We start from the raw sequence: 21,660 nt of genomic DNA, 5'->3' as shown, positions 1-21,660 counted from the left end.
TCTCCCTTTGCTTTTTTGGTATCAGAACCATCCTTAGAACAATTCACCCGTTACTTTTTCTACTTCACTCAACCAATCACCCTCTAACAAGTAACTTGCTACAAGCTCTATTTCGCCACTGAGAGAGCGATCCTCTACCACTCTTGGTACATGGCTTCTAATTAATTCATATAGTCTACGGGTAGCTGGAGCCAATTTATCTGCCCCCACAAAATCAGCCGCTTCTGCCGCACAGATACATTCGATGGCTAAGACCTTGGCCACATGGTGAATGATCTGGGTAACTTGACGAGCTGCTGTGGTCCCCATAGAAACATGGTCTTCCTGGTTCGCGGAAGAAGGAATCGAATCAACACTCGCTGGATGCGCCAATACTTTATTTTCTGATACGAGGGAAGCGCTTACATACTGTAAAATCATCATACCGGAAGCTAGACCTGGGTGATGACTCAAAAATGCAGGCAGGCCACCCGATAGTGCTGGATTGACAAGACGCTCTGTCCGTCGCTCTGATATATTGGCCAGTTCACTCATGCCGATCTTTAAGAAGTCCATCGCAAAGGCGATCGGCTGCCCGTGAAAGTTCCCACCTGATATAACTTGGCCATCCTCCATAAACAACAATGGATTATCTGTTGCCGCATTACACTCGATTTGGATCTTTTCACGTGTATACGTAACCACCTGACGAACCGCCCCATGTACTTGAGGTAAACATCGTAGGGAGTACGCATCCTGCACACGAATCTCACCTTGAGAAGTGGTTAATTGACTACCCTGTAAGATGGTACGAAAGTTTCGGGCCACAGAAGCTTGTTCTGGATAAGGTCGAACCTGTTGAATCCCTTCGGCAAATGCATCTGGAATCCCGCGTAAACACTCCAGAGTCATGGAAGCAATCACGTCTGCTATCTTAGCTAAACGATCTGCTTGAGAAACAGCAAGCACACCGAGAGACGTCATGATTTGCGTCCCATTGATTAAAGCAAGCCCTTCCTTCGCCGCTAATGTAATCGGTTTCAATCCTGCTTGCTTAAGTGCGTCTGCTCCAGAAAGCTTCTTTCCTTGATAGATTGCTTCTCCCTCCCCCATCAGCACTAAAGCCAGATGGGACAACGGTGCTAAGTCTCCACTTGCTCCGAGTGATCCCTGTTCAGGAATAACCGGATGCACGCCTTGATTCAAACAATCAATTAAAAGTTGCAATGTTTCTAAGCGGATTCCAGAGTATCCTTTGGAGAGCGCATTTGCTCTCAAAAGCATAATCGTACGCACAACCGGTTCTGGCAGAGGTTTCCCCACAGCACATGCATGACTACGGATGAGATTGATTTGCAACTTTGTCGCATCTGCGGGCGAAATTGACACATCGCTAAACAAGCCAAATCCAGTGGTCACTCCGTAGACTACTTTGTCATCTTTCACTAGCTGATCTACCATATCTCTACAAGCTATTACTCGATCCTTAGCCTCATTTGATAGAGATACGCGAATTTCTCTTTTCGCAACCTGCTCTACCACTTGAAGAGTGATACTATTACCGTCCATGCATAAGGTGTTCAGTTGGGATATTTGATTGGAATGATCCAACAAAACTTCATCTCCTTTTTACACTCTACCAAACTAAAGGGGCTGGGTAGAAGTGGTGTTCACTTCTGCCCAGCCCCTTTGTGGAAGGAGGGGATATGCGATTGTAGAGACTTTTCGTACATCATCGCAATCACTCTCTTTGAGTTTATTTGCTAACCATTTTAATTTTCTATACAATAGTCATTTTCACATGTATGTATGTTTTTTGTCAATATTTTTGATAGCTATTAGCTAAGATATATTGAGTACCCAAGGCATGTGTTGGTTAGAGTTGGGACAGTGGGAGGGGAGCCTGTTCCGTTTCTGCGATGTTGGCGATCATCCACTCCCTAGTCCCCCACTCCTAAAACCCTAGCCAGCCTGTTAAATACTCTTTTATCGCTATCCTTTTCTCCTCCACCTCAGCAGAGCTACTTCCCTTCACACCTACATAGCACTTCATCTTCGGTTCCGTTCCGGATGGACGAATCGCGAACCAAGATCCATCTCCGAGAAGATATTTTAAAACATCTGCTTTAGGAAACCCTTCTACACCTTGTAAATAATCTTGAATGCTACAAACCGCAATGCCCGCTACATGAGAAGGTGGGTTACTCCGAGTACGAACCATAATCTCTTTTAGCTGTTTACCCCCCTCAAGTCCCTCTAAGGTAACGGAGATCTGTGTCTCTTGAAAATATCCAAATTTCTTATAAATCATATCTAGCACTTGATAAATAGGCATTCCTTGTTTTTGATAGTAAGCCCCTAACTCAGCCAGCAATAAGCATGCTTGAGCGGCATCTTTATCTCGACAAAAGTCCCCTATGAGATATCCATAGCTTTCTTCATATCCAAATAGAAATGTATGCTCTCCTGTTTGTTTCCATTTCTGAATCAACTCACCGATATAACGAAAACCTGTCAGTGTATTCTGTGTCGTTACTCCAAAGTGTGTAGCGATGGATCCCCCAAGATCAGAGGATACAATCGATTTAACCAATGCTCCATCGGAAGGTAATGCACCCCTCTCTACTCGCTGAGATAGTAGATAGAAGAGTAATAAGGCTCCGATCTGATTCCCAGTAAGATGGGCAAACTGACCGTTTTCATCGCGAATCGCAATTCCAATTCGATCGGCATCCGGATCTGTTACGAGGACCAGATCTGCTTGTTGTTGATTGGCATACGTGATAGCTAACTCAAAAGATGCTGGGTCCTCTGGATTTGGAGATTTCACGGTCGAAAAATTCGGATCTGGGTCTGCTTGTTCTGGAACGACAAACACATTCTCAAACCCTTTCTGACGCAAAACGGATTCAATAGGAGGTCGTCCGGTTCCATGAAGCGGAGAATATACGATACGAAAATGCTTATTTTGTTCCTTATCTTGGAAGGCTAACGACGCCACATTTTCATAGTATGCTTGATCGACTTCAGACCCCAACCAAACAAGGGTCCCATCCTTTTCTGCTTTCGACAGATCCCCCACTGGAATCATAAATTCATCTGATATTCGACTAATATTGTCCAATATTTTACTTGTTATTAGCGGAGAAATTTGGGCACCATCTGCTCCATATACTTTGATGCCATTGTAATTAGGAGGATTATGGCTTGCTGTCACCATGATGCCCGCAGCAGCATCATAATAACGCACAGCAAACGAAAGCTCTGGTGATGGACAGATATGCTCAAATAAATACACCCTTACTCCAAGATGAAGAAGTACCTTGGCTACTTCCCTAGAAAACTCTACAGAACCATGCCTCGTATCATAGCCAATCGCAACTCCCTTCTCTGCTAGATGCTCATGATGCAACCACTCCCCAAGTCCCTGAGCCAGCTTACGGACCGTATAGATATTCATTCGATTCGTCCCAGCGCCTATGATCCCACGAATCCCCGCTGTTCCAAACGATAACGATTGTGAAAAACGCTCCTGGATCTCTTGATCATGCTTCTGGATTTGCTGTAACTCTTCTTTCAGTACTGAGTCCAAGCCATCAAAGTATAGCCAACGATGATACAAGTCAAGATAGTTCATATGATCATCCCTTTACGACTTCATTCTCATTTTTTCGCTGTTCATAAAAATGTGTATTGGTAGCCTGTATGTAAGGAAATACCCACAAGAGTCCGATACCAAAGGTACAGATCGCGAGTATAATCCACCCTAAGAAACTTAATTGGAGTAAGAAAAACTGCCATTTATACCCCGCCATCATTTGAATGCTTTTGCTAATCGCTTGATTGACACTATATTCTGGATGATCTTGCATAATATACGGAGTCATCGCATAGGAGATCGATCGAATAATTCCTGGGACGATGAGTAGTAAGCACCATAAAAACACGTACACCGTAATCAATACATTATAAAGAACACTCTTACCAAATTTAGATAGATTGGTAAAAAACTCAAAGGTATCTGTTTCTGTAGCACTATTTCGACGGATTAAATGTAGGAAAAATCCAGCCAATCCTAACACGACCGCTCCCGGGATCAACAAATACCAGAGGAAAGAAAATACACCAAACGAACTAGGCTGAAACATACTCATATAGTCAACTATATAGGTCGGATCAAAGTAATCTTCCGGACGAACCATCATCTCAATCCAACTAGGTAACGCAGATAAAATCGTAGTAAGTGCCACGACAATCATTGATTTCCGCCAATTTCCTTGTAGGCTTTGTCTGGCTTGTTGTTTTAACTCTTTGAAGCCCATTATCATCCATCCCTCCTAATACAATCAATCTATTTATAGGTAATAATTTATTTACAAATTTAGGAATATATGATAAAAATAAAAACTTCCTTGTTCAGGAAGTCCTTGAAATGCGCTCTCCTTTTATTTTAACCTCTGATGGCTTATCTGCTGGCACAGCCCAAAAAACAATACTTATTAAACTGGTTACAACGATTAATTGAATCGTATTTGTCACAAATAGAGTTACCGCTTCCCCTTGTAAGGCCAAAAAAACACTATAAACCTCCACCAATATGGCCCCCATAAAAAGAAAGGAAAGAGGCTTTAAATCTACTTGATGAGCTGTTTTCCCTTTTATATCCTGTAAAACTTGCGGAATCCAGCTTATGGCTACAAGGGTACCTCCTACTACTTGGCAAATCACCAAAAAAAGCAACCCGATCCACTCCTCTCCCACACTCCTAATTACTTTATGAGAGAGATTTCGCTTTTATCCTTTAAAATTCCCCCAAATCCTCGATTTCTTCTAGTCCTGCATACTGCAAATGAATCACTTCTTTCAAATCCGTATTCCATATTTCAGCTAAAAACTGAATCGCTTCTTCCACTCTACGATATATGGTTCGTTCGCTTCGATAGTCGATAATCCATCCTTCAAATATGCGTTCTACCCTTACATACTGCTCTCTATCATGAGTTAACACTCGAACCGGTTCTCCCACTGGTAATTGAGTGATAAATCTTTGAATTTCTTGTTCTTTATTCATCATCAACCCTCATCCTTATAGAAAATAGTCTTAATCCCGCGAACCAGTAACACACCTACTTCATACTATATAAAAGAGATTAATAGGGGCTTGAAAGGAGAACGGACCATGAAAAAACCTCTCTGGATCTTTGCTCATATCCCCAAAACAGGCGGCATTACGATGCGAGGTATTATTGATAGCAACGTTCCTTCTAACCAAGTCTATCGATATCCTTTGCACCAGAATCAAGAAAAAATAATTCGTACTCTCACTTCCAAACAAAAAGCAAATTTTAGATGGGTATATGGACATTGCCGCTATGGAGTTCATCAACATTTTCATCGGCCTTATCGTTATATAACCATGCTTCGCGACCCTGTAAGCCGGGTCATTTCTACCTATTATTTTATTTGCTCCATGCCTAGCAATGGTTTGCATAATAAAGTAAAGAATATGAGTATAGAAGAGTTCGTTACGAGCCCAGACCCTCGAATCTCAGCCCCTCTTCATAATCACCAAACTAGGTTCCTATCTGGACAAAATGACCCTGACCTTACATTAGCCATGGACAACCTACGAGATCACTTCACCTTCGTTGGTATTACTGAGATGTATCCACAATCTGTGTTTTTATTAAATCAATTACAAGGATGGAAACAATCGCACTACTCAAAAGAAAACGTAACCAAAAAGCGTCCAAAAAAGCCTGAAATCAGCGAAGAGCTCACAAATCATATTCGCAGTATGAATGAATTAGATTATCACCTATACGAAACATGTAAACAACAACTACAGCAAAGAATAAAATCGCTTTCCCCTGCTGAAAAGAAAAATCTACGTATTTTCATCAAAAAGCAAGATTAAGAAAAAAGATAAAAAAGCCAAACCCTGCATTTTGTGAGGGGTTTGGCTTGGCTTTATTGTTACCGAGAAAATGGGTAAGATGAACCATCCAAGTCCATCGAAGCTAGCGGATCTTGCGTTGCCGCATGCTCTTGCCCTTCTTCTCTCTCCTCTTCAATTCCAAACTCATCCATTACACGTTGACACAAATGTAATTCATTTTCCACCATTCTGCTCTGTGTTTTAGCGTTGTGCAATAGATTTTGATATTGGAGAATAGCTTCTTCAATTAAATCTAGTTCTGCCTTGCTAAGATTAAGAGTTACTTTCATAAAATACGTTCGCTCCTTTATATCAATTCATCTCTCATCATTCTAATCTCCATAATCCAACAAAACAAGCGATTTATATACAACTACTTAAGAATTCCCTGCACATTATACAACAACACATTAAATACATAATAGATTCATATTATATACCTAATAATTCAACGAATACTAGTATTTTTAGACTTACCCTTTGAATCTTGTTTCGTTGTCTTCTTACTGTTGTCTGGTACAGGATTTTTCTTTTGATCTTTCTTGTCTAGCGCTTTTGGTTTCTCGTAGTCGTATAGGAAATCCATCACCTTTTGAAAGATACGAATCGCCCGTGGATCATTGGAATCTGGCTCCTGACGTAACAATACAGCTACCGAATAAAGAGGGGTTTGATACGGTCCAAAGCCCACCATCCATTTGTCATACAGCTTAGAATCGCCAATTTGGGCTGTTCCGGTCTTACCAGCTAAAGCCCATTTTGCTTTTCGTACGGATGTAGCAGTTCCCTCTGTCACTACCGCTCTCATCATCTGCCTGACTGTCTGCAAACTGCTCTCCTTTAGTTGCTTGGTTGAAGGGAGATATGTATTAGGAAATGTAGCAACCGCTTTTCCCGATTGATCCCGAACTTCTGTAACGATACGAGGACGAATCGCTCTTCCTTTGTGGAAAAGGGCTGTAACCATATTGGCCGCTTGGATCGGGGTAATCTTCGTATCCTGTTGACCAATACTCGTATAAACAGCAGCTGCCTTATCCGTCTTTGGTGTTCGTGGATCGTAAATCTTCCCGGTGCGCTCTTGTTCGATTTGCTCAAAATCGGCATCAAATGAAGTTTGCCCTTGCCACGTAATCGCTTTCCCGAGGCCAAAATTTTCTGCGTAGGATTGAAGCTTACTTCCGCCCAATCTTTCTCCAAATTGTCCGAGGGTAATATTACAAGAATCCGCAAATTGACTGGTAAATGACTGTCTTCTATGTATCTTGTCACTTGCATCTCTCAAATGATACGGCTCCAATATTCCTGAACAGGTTATCTGCGTATTGGACTTGACCATTCCTTCCTCTAAGGCCGCTGTAGCCGTAATGATTTTAAAGATAGAACCAGGATTCGCCTCAAGCCATGCTCTGTTTTCCCACGGAGAATCTCCTGTCTTCGTCTTCACGCCGTTCGTCGGGGTACTGCCCAACGCAATCAAATCCCCTGTAGAAATATCCTGAACGACTACAGCACCATCTTCTACCTTCTCATCCGCTAAATATTGCTCAACCTTTGCTTGTATTTCATAATCGATCGTGCTCTGAATCGTGTACTGACCTTGTTCAGAAGCCAATTGCTCTTTCCAGCGCAAAGCACTACCTGTTAAAGCCCTTCCTTGTCCATCCTTTACATAGGTTTTAATATTTTCCTTCTCACTGTGTAAAAAAACTTCAAAAGAAGATTCCAACCCACTTAATCCTACTCTCGATTGAGGTGAAAAAGTTCCATCTTCCACTTGCTTCGCATACCGATTTTCTAGCAAATGTCTGCTTCGTCCAATCCTTCCGACAATAGAACTCCCAACATAATTAGAGCTATATCGTTGATCTGTAAGCACTGCCTGCAATCCGGGAATTTGTAAATCATTAATCTGTTTCGCACGTTCCGGTGTAATTTGAATCATCTTTTGTTCGAATCGAGCGAGAAGCGCAGGCTGTTTGATCCCCTCTAGATAAGGCTGTAAAGATTGAAATGGAACATCTAATAAGCGACTTAACTGTTGAAAAGAATCCTGACGTAAGTCCCATTGTTGTTTACTCTGCGGGAAAACGAGCAGTTGATACTCATCCTTCCCCACCAGTGGCACTCCCCTTCGATCCAAGATCATACCTCTGCCACTATCCAGTAAAATTTCACGTGATTGCGTTTGCTCAGCGAGTGCGATGAGGTCCACTTTTCCATTGGAAAAAGCACGAGTGGAAACAACTTGAATCTGGTAAAGCCTAGCAATGATGAGTGAAAACAAGAGTACAAATAAAATGGGAATCCATTTTGTTCGTTTAGTCAAACAACTCCCCTCCTCATTCTTATTACCATCTTGGACAAAAATTTTGAAGGTTATACGAAATCATTAGGGGAGGCTGGCTATTAGAAAAAAGGAAACGGAAGTAATATCCATTTCCTTAAAAAAATAGGTTGTCTAATTGGTAAATGACGGGCTTAAATTACCTTTGTAAGGTTCATGTTCCACAAACACGGTAATATCCTTACCATCTTTGTCTTTACCCGTTCTCTTATACGTAAATTTGTTTTTATTTAGTTCCGTAATCTCCAAAACAGCACCATATTTCTTATTACCGAGGGAGACATGTGCCCTGATTTTATTATCGTGCAAAACATCAAAGTACCCTAAATCATTACGGCTTTGGCCCGTTTCAAGATTAAAAAATTCATATTTGCTCGCTTGGCTATCAAATTTAGCTAGACTGATAAACATCGCATTATACGGGGTGACATCATTGCCCGCCTCATCGAGAACCTTTGTTCCATTCCAAAGGGTACTACCTAATATTTTATCTCCGTCCATATCTTTCTCGATGTCCCCTGTCGTCTTGTTCCATTGCTTGTCTGGTTCGGTAAAAGAAAGCTCTTTTTCTTTATACGGAATATGGTCAACGAAAACTTCTACATCATTTCCTTTCGCATCTTTCCCCATTCTTTTGTACGTAAAAATATTTTGATCCAACTTCGTTACGTCTACAATCGCTTGATAATTTTTTGACTCTGAAATTAAAATTCTCTTCTGTCCATCATTTGTAACAAAGAATGTTCCTTTGTCGTCGCGACTCTTACCTGTCTTCGCATCGAAAAATTCATATCTTCCTGATGTGGCTTCATATTTCGCAAGACCAATAAAATTGGCATTCTCTTTTGTTAGGTCGTTTTGATCTTTGTCGTACACTTTTGTCCCTTGCCAGTTTGTACTACCCAAGATCTTAGCCATTTCCTGCCCTTTAGATAGTTCATTTTTTTGCACTACTTGTTCCGTATTCTGTTTTCCTTGATCGGGTGTGCTAGAACTAGCAGCACCACATCCTGTTGCCACTAAGGAAAATCCAACTAGTACCGTTATGATTGTCTTTTTCATATTGTAAGTCTCCTCTTTTCGTGGTGATCCATTTATGCTGATGGGCTAGTTCATATGTTAGTACATAAATATAAAATCCATCTAAAATGCTTCTTAAAAAAAATTAATAAAACCCGCCACATTGCGACGAGTTCTAAACATTAAAGCGATACCCTGCTCCCCACACCGTTTCCAAGAACTTTGGCACCGAAGCATCCTGTTCAATTTTCTCACGTAACTTTCGGATATGGACAGTTACCGTAGAAACGTCTGCAGCAGAATCCAAACCCCACACACGCTGGTAGATCTGCTCTTTGTTTAATACTTGATTTGGATTCATAACGAAAAACACGATTAAATCAAATTCTTTTGTCGTAAATGGTACTTCCTCCCCGTTTACATAAACTTTTCGAGCGGATCGGTCAATCGTGATCCCATGAACCAAAATCGTATTAGATTGAGTATCTTTTCCAGATAAGCGATCATATCGCATGATATGTGCCTTCACCCTAGCTACTAGTTCACTCGGGCTAAACGGCTTGGTAATATAATCATCCGCACCCAAGCCAAATCCACGAATTTTATCTATATCTTCTTTTTTAGCGGATACAAGTAAAATGGGGACATCTGTGACAGAGCGCAACTTTTTACATATCTCAAATCCATTTGATCCCGGCAGCATGATATCTAGGATGATCAAGTCATAATCCCCATCTAGTGCTCGCTTAAGCCCTGCATCACCGGTATGTTCCATATCAACATGAAAATCGTTTATCTCTAAATAATCTCTTTGTAACTCTGCGATGCTAATATCATCCTCAATCAATAATATTTCTTTCACCTGTAGTCACCTTTCTTTAGCGAAAAACATATACTTGTCCCTTTTCCAATCTCACTCGTAGCCCAGATCTCTCCCCCATGCTCCACGATAATTTGCTTCGCAATGGCCAGACCTAAACCACTTCCGCCTGTCTGTGAATTTCTCGATTGTTCCGCACGGTAAAAACGTTCAAAAATAAACGGTAAGGCCACCGATTCTATTCCTTTTCCATTATCCGTTATCTGTATAACTACATCTTCTATCCGCTCATGTAGCGAAATAGAAATGTTTTTCTCGTCCTTATCCATGTATTTCACACAATTGTTGATTACATTTGCTACCACTCTTTTTAACTTCTCCCGATCAACTGTCACGTAGATAGAGTGTTGTAAAAGATGAAGATCTATGTGTATGCTCTGATCCAGATAAAGTTTCTCTACATAGTCTTTCAGATATGTATTTAACTCAACCATCTCAAAGTGAAAGGGCTCTTTTTTTAGATCCAATTTAGAAAATAGGAACAGTTCATCAATCAATGAATCCATATCCTTTGCCTTTACATACACAGTTGATACATACTTCTCCATCTTCTCAGGTGTATTTGCGATCCCGTCTTTGATCCCCTCCATATAACCTATAATAGAGGTCATCGGTGTTTTTAGATCGTGTGAGATGTTAGATAGAAGCTCTTTTCGATTTTCTTCATACTGAATCTGCAGATTAACAGACTCCTTTAACCTACTTCTCATTTCCTCAAATGCCCGATTTAATTGACCTATTTCATCTTTTGAAGTAGCTTTGATAGCGAAGTCTAGGTCTCCAGACGCTATCTTTTCGGCCGCCTTTTTTAGACGATCAAGGGGTTTAATGATACTTCTGGAAACAAAATAATTCACGATACCAATAATCATGATAAATAGAATCAACAATAGACCTGATAAAATAGGGAAGAATTCACGAATCAATTCCGTATAAGAGCTTGCCTTTCTCAATACAAAAATACTACCTTCCTTTTGGTCTGAAAAATAGAAATCAAACTTTACATATGTAAAAAAAGTATTGTTCATTTTAATGATGTCTCGCGTATTGATATTGGTTTTTTCAAATCTTGGAAGGGATTGATTCAATACCTGTCTGTCAAGATTTCGGGAGGCATACTCAACTTTCGTCCCTTTTCTAACCACAATCTGAATATCCCCGTGTTCAAAACTCCTCACTTCATTCTCATCCAAAAGCTGTTTCGAATCATTTTTAGCCAAGAGTTTTAGATCAAGAAAAATACTCTCCTCTTCTGTGGTTAGAGGTTTTTGTACATATGTTTTTTTATAAAGAGATTCAATTGATTTTGCATCACCTGTTATGGCAAAGATGATTAAAAAACCAGCAGTCAATAGTAGGATGATTGAAAAAAAGATCACTCCAACATAAGACAGAAGAAACCTCATTTTAATAGACATGTTGTTCACTCACTCTTATTTATTAAAATTTTAATTGAATCACTTGTAATATGGTCATCATAACATATTTCTAATCAAAATTATGACACAGCAAAAACAACTACGTCCGTTTGACCATAGTTGTTTTCACGTTTATCTTCGAGATTTTGCTTTTTGATCCGCTTTTAGGTGATCCTGATAGTTAACCGTAAAATCATGATACCCTGTGCCATCTTCTTTCAGTACATAGTAAAGATAGTCATGTTTTTCAGGGGAAAGTGCTGCTCGATAGGCATTTGCCCCTGGGCTTCCGATCGGGGCTGGGGGAAATCCTTGAATTTGGTATGTATTATAGGGAGAGGAATATTTGTAATCTGCTTTCATCACCTGCGTTAATTTCTTACCCGTGTCGATTTGAATCGCGTAGACCACACTCGCATCCACCTGAAGCCTCATACGCTTAGCAAGTCGATTTTCAATCACTCCAGCAATCTTAGGCAGTTCATCTTTCTGTTGACCTTCTCGCTCTAGTACTGAAGCAAACGTAACCAGCTCATGTAAGGGCTTTCCTTTTTGTTCAGACGGGGTCGTGATCACATTTAGTTCCTTCATCTCCTTTTCAAACCTGCTAAGCATCGTGTCTACAATCTTTTTGGGGGAATCTTCCTTGTGAAATTGATAGGTGCTCGGAAATAAGTAGCCCTCCAATTTATACTTAATCTCAGGTTTCGTTGGAATCTGTTTTTCAAAAGCAAATTTCCCATTGGTCCGATTAACTTCTTTTAAAAATTCTTCCTTATTCGTACCGATTTGTTTATGTAAGGTTTCAGCAATTTCAAGTGCTGTAGAACCCTCGATAATCGTTACTTTTGTGGTATTCTCTTTTCCGGAGGTGAGGATCGTGAGGATTTCATCTATGTTCTCCTCTTTTCCAATTACATACGATCCAGCCATGATTTTCGTTTTCCCTTCCCACTTTGCATAATAGCGAAAAAAGCGATCATCACGAATGATATTTTGTTTCTCTAAAATACTCCCCACAGTCTTTACTGAGCTTTGGGGCGGGATCTCAACCTCGATCTCCTTGGTTCGGGTGGGGGATTGAAGGGTATAGTCAACGTATAAATACCCCACTAGAGCAGATGCCATAATCAATAGAAGTGTGTAAACAGTGTTCGGTAGCCATTTCATTAGGTACTCCCTTTCCGACCTAGTTTCAAATTAATATCATCTAATATTAGCATAATTTAATTAGACTGATATTAGAGATTGATAGGATAGTTTGACATGTTTGTTATGAATTTTAATCGATTTCATACAAGAGTATTTTGTATATAAACATTATGAACAAAAATGGTGGTGTTTTAGACAGGAGTGCTTCACTACATGTAAAAACATAATCAAAAAGAACCTCCTGCTGTTCATTTCTATATCTAACAGCAGGAGGTTCAACTCATTTATGAAATAACGAGTATTATTGTTGTTTCTTCGCATTTTCTTTCGCTTTTTCGATGAACTTTTTATGTTCTGCATCGGTTTCACTGAAATAGTGTTCGTTTGAGCCGTCATTTTTCGCAACGTAGAAGAAGTAATTAGACTTCTCAGGGTTTAGTACAGCCATTAGTGCTTTCTCTCCTGGGCTGGCGATTGGCCCTACCGGGAGTCCTTTATTTTCATAGATATTATACGGGCTGTCGATTGTTAAGTCTTTATTCATAAGTCGTTCTTTTTTCTCACCTTGTAATGCCCATGCATATACGATAGCTGCATCGATCTGTAATTTCCACTCACGTTTCGTATCAGTCAGTCGATTATCTATGACACCTGCGATCATCGGATACTCTTTATCCACTGCACCTTCTTTCACTACGAGAGATGCTTTTGTCACCCAGTCGTCTAGAGATAGCTTTTTCTCTTGCAACTTGTTTTTGTAATCCAGTTTTTCTAATTCCTTTTCGAATTGGTTTAGCATTTGATCCACAACTTGCTGTGCGGTTGCTCCCTTTTTAAACTGATACTTCGCTGGCATTAGATAACCTTCTAATTTATAAACACGCCCTGGCTTAGTCGGAATTTCTTTTTCTATATTGGTTCTCGGCTCTTTCCGATTTACCTCTTTAAAGAAGTCTTCCTTTTTAATATTTAGCTTACTACTTAAGCGAAGCGCAATTTTTTCTACATCAAATCCATTTGGAACCTCGATCGTAACAAGATCTTGCTTTCCAGATGAAATCTTATTAATAATTTTATCTATGTCATCTGATGGTTGAATAATATACGTCCCTGCAATGAGATTCGTTTTACTTCGGAAAAACGTATAGTATCGAAAGAAACTATCATCTCGAATCAAATTTTTTTGTTTCAATATTTGACCAATTTGCTTCAACGACGTATCCTCAGGAACCTCAATTACAGTCTCTTTATCACGCTTTGGACTCTGTAATGTATAATCAATATAAAAGTAGCCCACTGTTACAAATCCAATTACTAATAAAATGGTAAAAATAACTCCTTTAACCCACCTCATCAAATTCTCCTCTCGATAGGGCCTATTCGGTATTTTTCTATATTAACACATTATCACCATAAAAAACGAGGATTTCAAAAAGCCCACTCCTGAGCTTGTTTTCAAGAGTGGGCTTTTTGCATTTCTTAGAGTAGTTTCTGGAAATATTGATCATCTATATAATTTGCAACATGCTCCCATTCCTTCACATCATGAATCTCCATCAATTGATCTTGATCTAATCGAAAGAGATACACATCGTCTGTGGGATCATGTTGCCGATGTAAGATGTAATAGGTTTGATCTTCATGTTCAAATTGATGAAGACGCCGATAGTGCTCGACCTCCATCTCTGAACGGTGAAAAGGATATCCATATTCTTCCCCGTGAAACGATTGAAACATAAAGGATTAGTCCTCGTCCTCTGGAAGAGATTCCATTAGTGCATTAAAAACTTCTTCTACTTCGTCCCACTCTTCATCTGTCTCTAGGGCTTGTAGTTCAAAACCGTCTTCTGATTCTAAATAACGAAACGGAAACACATCTTGTACTTCATCATCGTCTGATTCACTCACAGGAACGAGAAATACATATTTACGGCCTGTTTCTGGATTTTCATGCTCTAAGATCTTCTCACATAGTAACTCTTCGCCATCTTCTGTAATGATGGGAATAAAATCCTCATTATCTCCTAATACAATCGGTTGTTCTTGATCTGACATGTATGTTACCTCCTGTGTGCATCTAAATATCCTTGAAGGATCCATGATGCCGCTAGTTGATCTACGACTTTCTTTCGCTTTTTCCTGCTTACATCTGCGAATATAAGCGTTTTTTCTACTGCTGAAGTAGAAAGACGTTCATCCCACAATCTTACAGGTAACGCAGTATGATTTGCAACTTCCTCTGCCATGACTTGAACTGCTTCTCCTCGTGGACCAATAGAACCATTCATATTCCGCGGTAATCCCACGACAATTTCGGTTACTTCATATTCCTCGATCAGCTGATCTAACCGCTCAAGCCAAGGGGTCGAGTTTTTACGATCAATTACTTCTACTCCTTGGGCAGTCCAACCAAGTAAATCACTTACAGCCACACCAATCCGGCGCTCTCCTAAATCCAGACAGAGAACGCGGGGCTGACCTTTACTCCCAAACAAATTCATGCCGTGGCGTCCTTTCTAGCTGTTCGGCTCGAGATAAGCGATAACCAATTCTTCTATCAGCTCATCTCGTTCTACTTTTCGAATGATGGTACGTGCATTATTATAGCGTGGGATATAGGCGGGGTCTCCTGAGATAAGATAACCCACGATCTGATGAGTCGGATTATAGCCTTTATCTTTTAAGGCATCATAAACGAATAACAGTACATCGCGTGCGGAAACTTCGGCATCATCTCCACGAAACTGAAACTTTTGGGTTTCATCCATAGATTCGTTCCTCTCCTCTCCCAGATGACCAACTTTTATACCTTTCTTCTCAAACAAAAAATGTCCTCTTTTTAGTGCTGATTTGCTATCCATTCGTAAACAAATGATATGGCTTTTTGCACATTTGCAGGATTTTTTCCGCCTGCTTGTGCTAAATCAGGGCGACCGCCACCGCCACCACCACAAATGGAAGCCACTTCCTTCACTAGTTTACCCGCATGGAAGCCTTCTTGAACATATTTTGGCGAAACAGAAGCGACAAAATTCACCTTATCCCCACTTACCGAACCTAGAACGATAATACCTTCTGCTATCTTTTGACGCAGATCATCTATCATCTTCCGAAGGCTATCCATATCCTTCGCTTCCACCTGAGCTGATAAAACAGGAACGCTCCCCACTTCCATAAGCTGATTTTGTAAATCGGCTGCGGCTGCTTGGCTTAGTTTCGCACGTAGAGATTCGTTTTCCCGAGTCATATCACGAATGCTGTCCTGTAATTGTTCTACACGATCTAACACTTGTTCTGGCTTCGCTTTAACCATTTCTGCTACTTGGCGAAGCAAGCCCGCTTGTTGCTCCAGATACTGATAAGCCCTACGCCCTGTAGCCGCTTCAATCCGGCGTGTGCCCGAACCAATACCGCTCTCACTCAATATCTTAAAGAGGCCGATCTCACCCGTCTGCTTTACATGCGTCCCTCCACACAACTCTAGGCTGTAATCCCCTACTTGAACCACTCTCACTTCTGAACCATACTTTTCACCGAATAATGCCATTGCCCCCATCTCTTTGGCTTCATTGATGCCTTTAATAGAGATATCGACGGAAAGATTGTTCCATACCTGCTCATTTACAAGACGCTCTACTTCATGGATCTCGTCTGCGGTCATCGATCCGATATGACTGAAGTCAAAACGCAAGCGATCTGGAGTAACAAGGGATCCAGCTTGGTTTACATGCTCACCTAGAACTTGCTTTAGGGCTTTATGGAGTAAGTGAGTAGCCGTGTGGTTTTTCACAGTTTCATTCCGTAAATCTTGGGAGATCTGGGCGGTTACTTCCTCCCCAGTATGAATGATCCCTTTTTCCACTACAACCTGGTGGACATGCTCACCACGGGGCCCTTTTTGTACACCTTCTACGCGCAATTTGGCATCGTTTGTAAAGATCACTCCCTGATCCGCTGCTTGTCCGCCACTCTCTGCATAGAAAGGGGTTTCTTTTAGAATGACCAGTGCCTGACTACCTGCACCTAACAAATCGACTAATTCATCTTCGAAAATGATCGCTTGAATTTGTGTTTGGGCTTCAAAAGAAGTATATCCCACAAAGGTCGTTTCTACTTCTAAATCTGCGAGAACTCCGCCTTGAACCTGCATACTATCTACGTCTTGGCGTGCGGCACGAGCCCGTTCCCTTTGTGTTTCCATCTCATGTTCAAACCCATCACGATCTACTCCGAGTCCATGTTCACGAGCAAAGTCTTCTGTTAAATCTACTGGAAAACCATAGGTATCATACAACTTAAATGCTTCAGGCCCATTGATCTGATCGCGATTTTCTGATTTTGCCTGTTCAACCAGCTCTCCTAAAATCGCAAGTCCATCCGATAATGTTTCTAGGAAACGTTCTTCTTCATTCCGAATCACTTTTTCAATGAACTCTCGCTTCGATACTGGCTCTGGATAAAAATCGGACATAATCGAGGCAACCGTTTCCGTTAGCTCGTATAGGAAAGGACGTTCCATCCCCAACTTGCGTCCGTAACGAACTGCACGGCGCAATAATCGACGCAGAATGTAACCTCGACCCTCGTTAGAAGGAAGAACACCATCCGATACAGCAAATACAATCGTACGAATATGATCGGCGATTACCTTTAATGCAATATCCGTTTGTGGATCTTGACCATACTGCACCCCTACCTTCGCGCAGGTTTCTTCAATGATCGGCATAAACAAATCGGTATCATAGTTGGTCGGGACACCTTGCACAATCGATGCCATCCGCTCCAAACCCATCCCCGTATCAATATTCTTCTTTGGTAGCGGAGTATAGGTTCCATCTGGATTATGGTTGAACTGCGAAAATACGAGGTTCCATACTTCTAGATAACGATCATTTTCTCCGCCCGGATAGTTTTCTGGATCATTTGGATCGGCAAGATGTGCTCCACGATCATAGAAAATTTCCGTATTCGGACCCGATGGGCCTTCCCCGATATCCCAAAAATTTTCCTTCAACTGCACGATACGCTCTAACGGAATACCAACCTCATTGTGCCAGATTTGAAGCGCCTCTTCATCGTCTGGATGAATCGTGACTGAGAGTTTTTCTGGATCGAAACCCATCCACTCCGGACTCGTCAAAAACTCCCATGCCCACTTAATCGCCTCTTCTTTAAAATAATCACCAATCGAAAAATTCCCTAGCATTTCAAAGAAAGTATGATGGCGCGGAGTGTACCCTACATTTTCAATATCATTGGTACGAATCGATTTTTGAGAATTCGTGATACGAGGATTTTCAGGTGTAAGGCGACCATCGAAGTACTTCTTTAACGTCGCTACTCCTGAATTAATCCATAGTAGACTTGGATCATCTACCGGTACAAGTGATGCACTTGGCTCGATTTGGTGACCCTTCTCCACGAAAAAATCAAGAAACTTACGGCGGATCTCGGTTGCTTTCACATGTATGACCTCCTTATTTTATGAACACAAAAAAAGCCTTTCCATCCCATCTTAGGGACGAGAAGACTACTCCCGCGGTACCACCCTAGTTGCCACCTTCGTATGAAATCATAAAGTGGCCCCTCTTATGTAGATAACGGCACATGGCCGGCAGGGATTAGCTGCATTCAAGAACTGGCTACCTCGTGACCTCAATCCGAGAAAGCCTCTCAGCAACTGGCTCTCTTCTCTGACGGTTTAGACACAAGCTTGGTTCTATCAACATGTTAGTGATTTGGTTAGACAATTTATCAGTATTATACACAAATGAAAAACGAAATAAAAGGGCTTGGTGAAAATCTCTAGTAAGCTGGCTCGGGACAAGGTAAGCATTTTGAGCAACTTTATTTATGCCAAAGAAAAAACTTCCTTCGTATGAAGCCATTCGTATCAAGAATGAAGACAATGAAGTAATTGGGCAACTGATTGTTCCATATTTGAATTTACAATCAATATCCAAAATACGCATATCATCACCCGTAGCGGGTTCAAATCTAATTCGAATCCTCTCCAAATGAAAAGTTTGAAGTCATTCCAATTATTCCACCATGCGTGACCATCTGGATCGCTATTGGGAATCGGATTTCCACCCGTGTAACCGTATAGGTTGTAGTTTCCTGTATCCATCATAAGGGCGAGATAAGCCTACATCGTTATAGGGATCGCTGGTGTGGGTTTGAGATTTGTGATGGACGTAATGGCACTCTTAATCGTCATTAACAGAAAAATCGCTCCCAGACCGAAGTCAGAAAGCGATTTTTATCTTGCAAATGCTACACAATCTCTTCTGTAAACACTGCAATTCTATCAATAATTTCAATACCCTCTGCATCTAGTGTTGTATCGATTGTAGTCCTTGCAACTCAGGGATGTGATATACTTCCTCTTCACAATTCAATTCGAAGATCCCATTTTGTACACTATTTTAAATTACACACCAAAATCTCGACATCGGTGTCGTTAAATACCTCTTGAATAATCTCCTTATTTCTTGACCACTTTAATCGATCAAGACCAGCTCCTATCTGTGGCATAGCAATTTTTTTAATGCCATGTTCAATTGAGAGATTTTTCATATCTTCAAGCGCCATTGTAAATGTTTCATATGTCGGCTTTCTCCAGTAAACCTCCTTTGTCACAAGGTTGAAAGTTCTACCGATTAACACACAGCATCCTACTTTCAAAGAATTTATCTTCGCCATTTGTTGAAGTTGAGTAAGATCAAATCTCTCCTTGAATTCAACCGCAATTCCTGCACCCATCTTCGCATCTGCACTAATACAATGTGCCAAAACATAATTTTCACCCACAGTAAATAAATCACGGTAAACCTCTTCGTAAGTCAATTAACGTCACATCCCTTGAAAAGTCTACTAACTCATAATTACTTTTAATGTTGCTAGCCGATTTTGGTATTCACGTGAAGCATACTGACTTCCTCGATCTGAATGATATTGAAAAAAGACGACTTCTCCTAAACGAAGAAGTCGTTATTACACTAGTTGTTCATCACAGACCAGTTCCTACTCAAATACATTTTATGCTTTAGCATTCCATCCCCATACAATCTCTGCATACTTACAACAAACATAAGCAATTCCTTCACCTAAGTCAGAGGTATCAATACTAAGAGGATTATGCATACCTAAAGCCGTACCTGAGCAATGAACCATATATATATCATCGTCTCTCTCTCCATCAATTTTGACAATAAATATGCTTTGGTCTTCCCTCATTTTACTTATAAAAGAGAAAAACACATCAAGATCATCAGACAAAGCAATATCACTAGCTATCATGTAATCCGTACATAGACTCTCAATGATCTTCTTGTACATCCCATCAAAACTGTTAATATCCCATCCCCATACAATCTCTGCATACTTACAACAAACATAGGCCATCCCTTCATTTAAGTCGGATGTATCCATTCTAAGAAAGTTACGTTCTCCTAAAAGCTCTCCTGTACATACTATCGTATATACATCCTTTTCTCGCTCTCCATCCATTTTGATGATAATCACACTTCTATCTTCCTTCATTCTACTTATAAAGGGAATGAATATCTCAAGATCAAAGGATATAGTAACATCCTTAATCGACATGTGATCACAATATAAACCTTGAATAATTTCTTTGTACATTTAAACTAAAACCCCCTTAATCCTCTTGCAATATCACTTACTTCCGTAAGGTTACCTGTAGAAACCTGATATATAACATCTTTCATTATAGAATCAGATGCTCCAGTCGATATTCCGTTTCGCCTCTGCAATTCTTTGATTACTTCAAACGCAGTTCTTTTATTTCCATTATCAAAGCTATGATTACCTACAATAGATCGGGTAATAGATGCTGTTTTATCCCAAAAACCACTATACCTCTCCGCATTATCAATAGCAGAATCAATATTCCCATTCATCTCCTTTAAACCACCAAACCCTTTATTAATTCCCCTAACTTCATCACCAGTAATTCCTTGAAAGTTTCGTGATCCTCTACCCGAAAAAAATTGGTTAATCAAGGGGGAGATATCTTGTCCCAGATTCTTCGCTCCACCACCTGCAACTCCTGTGCCCCAAGCGGCCGCTACAGCACCCGGTGCGGACGCGGCACATGCAGTCGTTCCACAGGCTACAATGACTTCTCCGCCTCCACCTACAGTTGCAGATACGCCAACTAGCATGGAGAAGATATCACCTGCCACGGCTCCTACGTGATAAGCGACTCCTTTTTCCTCGTTAGGGTCACTTAGATCTGCAAGTCCCAGAGTGAAGATATTACTGTTGACCCGATCACTAGCCCCTCTAATAAACTGTGAAACCGATTTGGTGGCAGACTGGGTCACTTTCTTGACTGTATTGACGATTTTCTTGACGGCGGGCTTGACCACTTTTTTGACTTAGTTCTTGGCCCTGTTTACAATCTTTTTGACTGTTTTCCTTACTTCCTAACCTCGTTGTAAACCTTTTTGACTCCACCCAGTCAAAAACGGTTGTCCTATGCTAGAACAACCGTTTTTGATCTTGATGACTTACCCTTCTATTTCATCACGGATTTTTGATCGGGCCACCTGAAGTAGATCATCATATTTTGAATTTAATGGGGCAGCAAGCTTTGACTCAAGTATCGATTCAATGTCCCACAACACACGTTGCTCTGCTTGATCTTCAAACTCAGTATACTCTTCCTCATTGAAGCGGCATATCCAGTCGTAGAATACTATTGCTTCTTCTGGAGATAAACCAATAGTAATTTTAGATTCCTTCATGACTCTAACAACCTCCCTCTATAAATAACGAATATCTCACTTAATCTCTCTTTTTCGCAGTTTTTCAAAATGAAACAGATAGGCGGATAGAACTAAAAACACCAACTTTGTATATTTAAGGAATACATAAAGGCACATGAACAAGGATGTTA

At 40.6% G+C, this 21,660-nt stretch carries 22 protein-coding genes; 1 reads left to right on the top strand and 21 read right to left on the bottom strand.

The features are described from left to right. Positions 1-33: 33 nt before the first annotated feature. From hutH to BLU58_RS14845, 5 genes are all read right to left on the bottom strand, one after another. The gene (gene hutH / locus BLU58_RS14865; protein ID WP_093293408.1) at positions 34-1,548 is read right to left on the bottom strand and encodes a histidine ammonia-lyase; all 1,515 of its coding nucleotides are present in this window, start codon (positions 1,546-1,548) and stop codon (positions 34-36) included. A 385-nt stretch (positions 1,549-1,933) separates the two neighbouring features. Then, positions 1,934-3,616: a phospho-sugar mutase gene (locus BLU58_RS14860; RefSeq protein WP_093293378.1), complete on the bottom strand. Its 1,683-nt coding sequence runs from the start codon at positions 3,614-3,616 to the stop codon at positions 1,934-1,936. A 4-nt stretch (positions 3,617-3,620) separates the two neighbouring features. Beyond that, the gene (locus BLU58_RS14855) at positions 3,621-4,307 is read right to left on the bottom strand and encodes a DUF975 family protein (RefSeq protein ID WP_093293376.1); all 687 of its coding nucleotides are present in this window, start codon (positions 4,305-4,307) and stop codon (positions 3,621-3,623) included. An 88-nt stretch (positions 4,308-4,395) separates the two neighbouring features. Continuing rightward, complete coding sequence (locus BLU58_RS14850) at positions 4,396-4,719, bottom strand: hypothetical protein (protein WP_093293374.1); 324 nt, start codon at positions 4,717-4,719, stop codon at positions 4,396-4,398. A gap of 61 nt (positions 4,720-4,780) precedes the next feature. Continuing rightward, entirely contained in the window at positions 4,781-5,050 is a 270-nt protein-coding gene (locus tag BLU58_RS14845) for a hypothetical protein (RefSeq protein WP_093293372.1), read from the bottom strand. Positions 5,051-5,158: 108 nt separating this feature from the next. On the opposite strand from BLU58_RS14845, the gene BLU58_RS14840 reads away from it, so the two are divergent. Further along, positions 5,159-5,896, top strand: coding sequence for a sulfotransferase family 2 domain-containing protein (locus BLU58_RS14840; RefSeq protein WP_093293370.1), 738 nt, complete (start codon positions 5,159-5,161; stop codon positions 5,894-5,896). A gap of 59 nt (positions 5,897-5,955) precedes the next feature. Here the strand turns inward: BLU58_RS14840 and BLU58_RS14835 are convergent, their stop codons facing one another. The 16 genes from BLU58_RS14835 to BLU58_RS14760 all read right to left on the bottom strand — a co-directional run bounded on the left by BLU58_RS14835 (position 5,956) and on the right by BLU58_RS14760 (position 21,508). Continuing rightward, positions 5,956-6,207, bottom strand: coding sequence for a hypothetical protein (locus tag BLU58_RS14835; RefSeq protein ID WP_072336255.1), 252 nt, complete (start codon positions 6,205-6,207; stop codon positions 5,956-5,958). 158 nt (positions 6,208-6,365) lie between these two features. Beyond that, complete coding sequence (locus BLU58_RS14830) at positions 6,366-8,246, bottom strand: peptidoglycan D,D-transpeptidase FtsI family protein (protein WP_093293368.1); 1,881 nt, start codon at positions 8,244-8,246, stop codon at positions 6,366-6,368. Between the two features lie 132 nt (positions 8,247-8,378). Continuing rightward, positions 8,379-9,326 (bottom strand): DUF4822 domain-containing protein, encoded by a 948-nt coding sequence (locus tag BLU58_RS14825; RefSeq protein WP_093293366.1) that lies wholly within the window; start codon positions 9,324-9,326, stop codon positions 8,379-8,381. Between the two features lie 133 nt (positions 9,327-9,459). Further along, positions 9,460-10,146 (bottom strand): response regulator transcription factor, encoded by a 687-nt coding sequence (locus BLU58_RS14820; RefSeq protein WP_093293364.1) that lies wholly within the window; start codon positions 10,144-10,146, stop codon positions 9,460-9,462. Then, complete coding sequence (locus BLU58_RS14815) at positions 10,143-11,582, bottom strand: sensor histidine kinase (protein ID WP_093293362.1); 1,440 nt, start codon at positions 11,580-11,582, stop codon at positions 10,143-10,145. Before BLU58_RS14815 ends, BLU58_RS14820 begins: the two co-directional genes overlap by 4 nt. 132 nt (positions 11,583-11,714) lie before the next feature. After that, positions 11,715-12,752, bottom strand: a complete 1,038-nt coding sequence (gene mltG / locus BLU58_RS14810; protein WP_093293360.1) for an endolytic transglycosylase MltG — start codon at positions 12,750-12,752, stop codon at positions 11,715-11,717. A 283-nt stretch (positions 12,753-13,035) separates the two neighbouring features. Beyond that, complete coding sequence (gene mltG, locus BLU58_RS14805; protein ID WP_093293358.1) at positions 13,036-14,088, bottom strand: endolytic transglycosylase MltG; 1,053 nt, start codon at positions 14,086-14,088, stop codon at positions 13,036-13,038. Positions 14,089-14,213: 125 nt separating this feature from the next. Further along, the gene (locus BLU58_RS14800) at positions 14,214-14,471 is read right to left on the bottom strand and encodes a DUF1292 domain-containing protein (protein WP_093293356.1); all 258 of its coding nucleotides are present in this window, start codon (positions 14,469-14,471) and stop codon (positions 14,214-14,216) included. A gap of 6 nt (positions 14,472-14,477) precedes the next feature. Beyond that, the gene (locus BLU58_RS14795; protein WP_093293354.1) at positions 14,478-14,789 is read right to left on the bottom strand and encodes a DUF1292 domain-containing protein; all 312 of its coding nucleotides are present in this window, start codon (positions 14,787-14,789) and stop codon (positions 14,478-14,480) included. 5 nt (positions 14,790-14,794) lie between these two features. After that, the gene (ruvX, locus tag BLU58_RS14790; protein ID WP_093293352.1) at positions 14,795-15,235 is read right to left on the bottom strand and encodes a Holliday junction resolvase RuvX; all 441 of its coding nucleotides are present in this window, start codon (positions 15,233-15,235) and stop codon (positions 14,795-14,797) included. 15 nt (positions 15,236-15,250) lie between these two features. Then, positions 15,251-15,502, bottom strand: a complete 252-nt coding sequence (locus tag BLU58_RS14785) for an IreB family regulatory phosphoprotein (protein WP_072336325.1) — start codon at positions 15,500-15,502, stop codon at positions 15,251-15,253. Between the two features lie 71 nt (positions 15,503-15,573). After that, entirely contained in the window at positions 15,574-18,198 is a 2,625-nt protein-coding gene (gene alaS / locus BLU58_RS14780) for an alanine--tRNA ligase (protein ID WP_304442036.1), read from the bottom strand. A gap of 959 nt (positions 18,199-19,157) precedes the next feature. Then, positions 19,158-19,583 carry a macro domain-containing protein gene (locus BLU58_RS14775; protein ID WP_093293348.1) on the bottom strand — a complete coding sequence of 142 codons (426 nt, stop codon included), beginning with the start codon at positions 19,581-19,583 and terminating at the stop codon, positions 19,158-19,160. A gap of 192 nt (positions 19,584-19,775) precedes the next feature. Then, entirely contained in the window at positions 19,776-20,381 is a 606-nt protein-coding gene (locus BLU58_RS14770; RefSeq protein WP_093293346.1) for a hypothetical protein, read from the bottom strand. 5 nt (positions 20,382-20,386) lie between these two features. Continuing rightward, positions 20,387-21,130 (bottom strand): Fic family protein, encoded by a 744-nt coding sequence (locus BLU58_RS14765; RefSeq protein ID WP_093293344.1) that lies wholly within the window; start codon positions 21,128-21,130, stop codon positions 20,387-20,389. Positions 21,131-21,271: 141 nt separating this feature from the next. Further along, a complete protein-coding gene (locus BLU58_RS14760; protein ID WP_072337070.1) occupies positions 21,272-21,508 on the bottom strand; it encodes a hypothetical protein in 237 nt (78 codons plus the stop codon). Positions 21,509-21,660: the final 152 nt, after the last annotated feature.

The sequence above is a fragment of the Thermoactinomyces sp. DSM 45892 genome (genome assembly GCF_900107305.1).
Classification (GTDB): Bacteria; Bacillota; Bacilli; order Thermoactinomycetales; family Thermoactinomycetaceae; genus Baia.
This window is presented reverse-complemented; position numbering and strand designations above follow the sequence as displayed.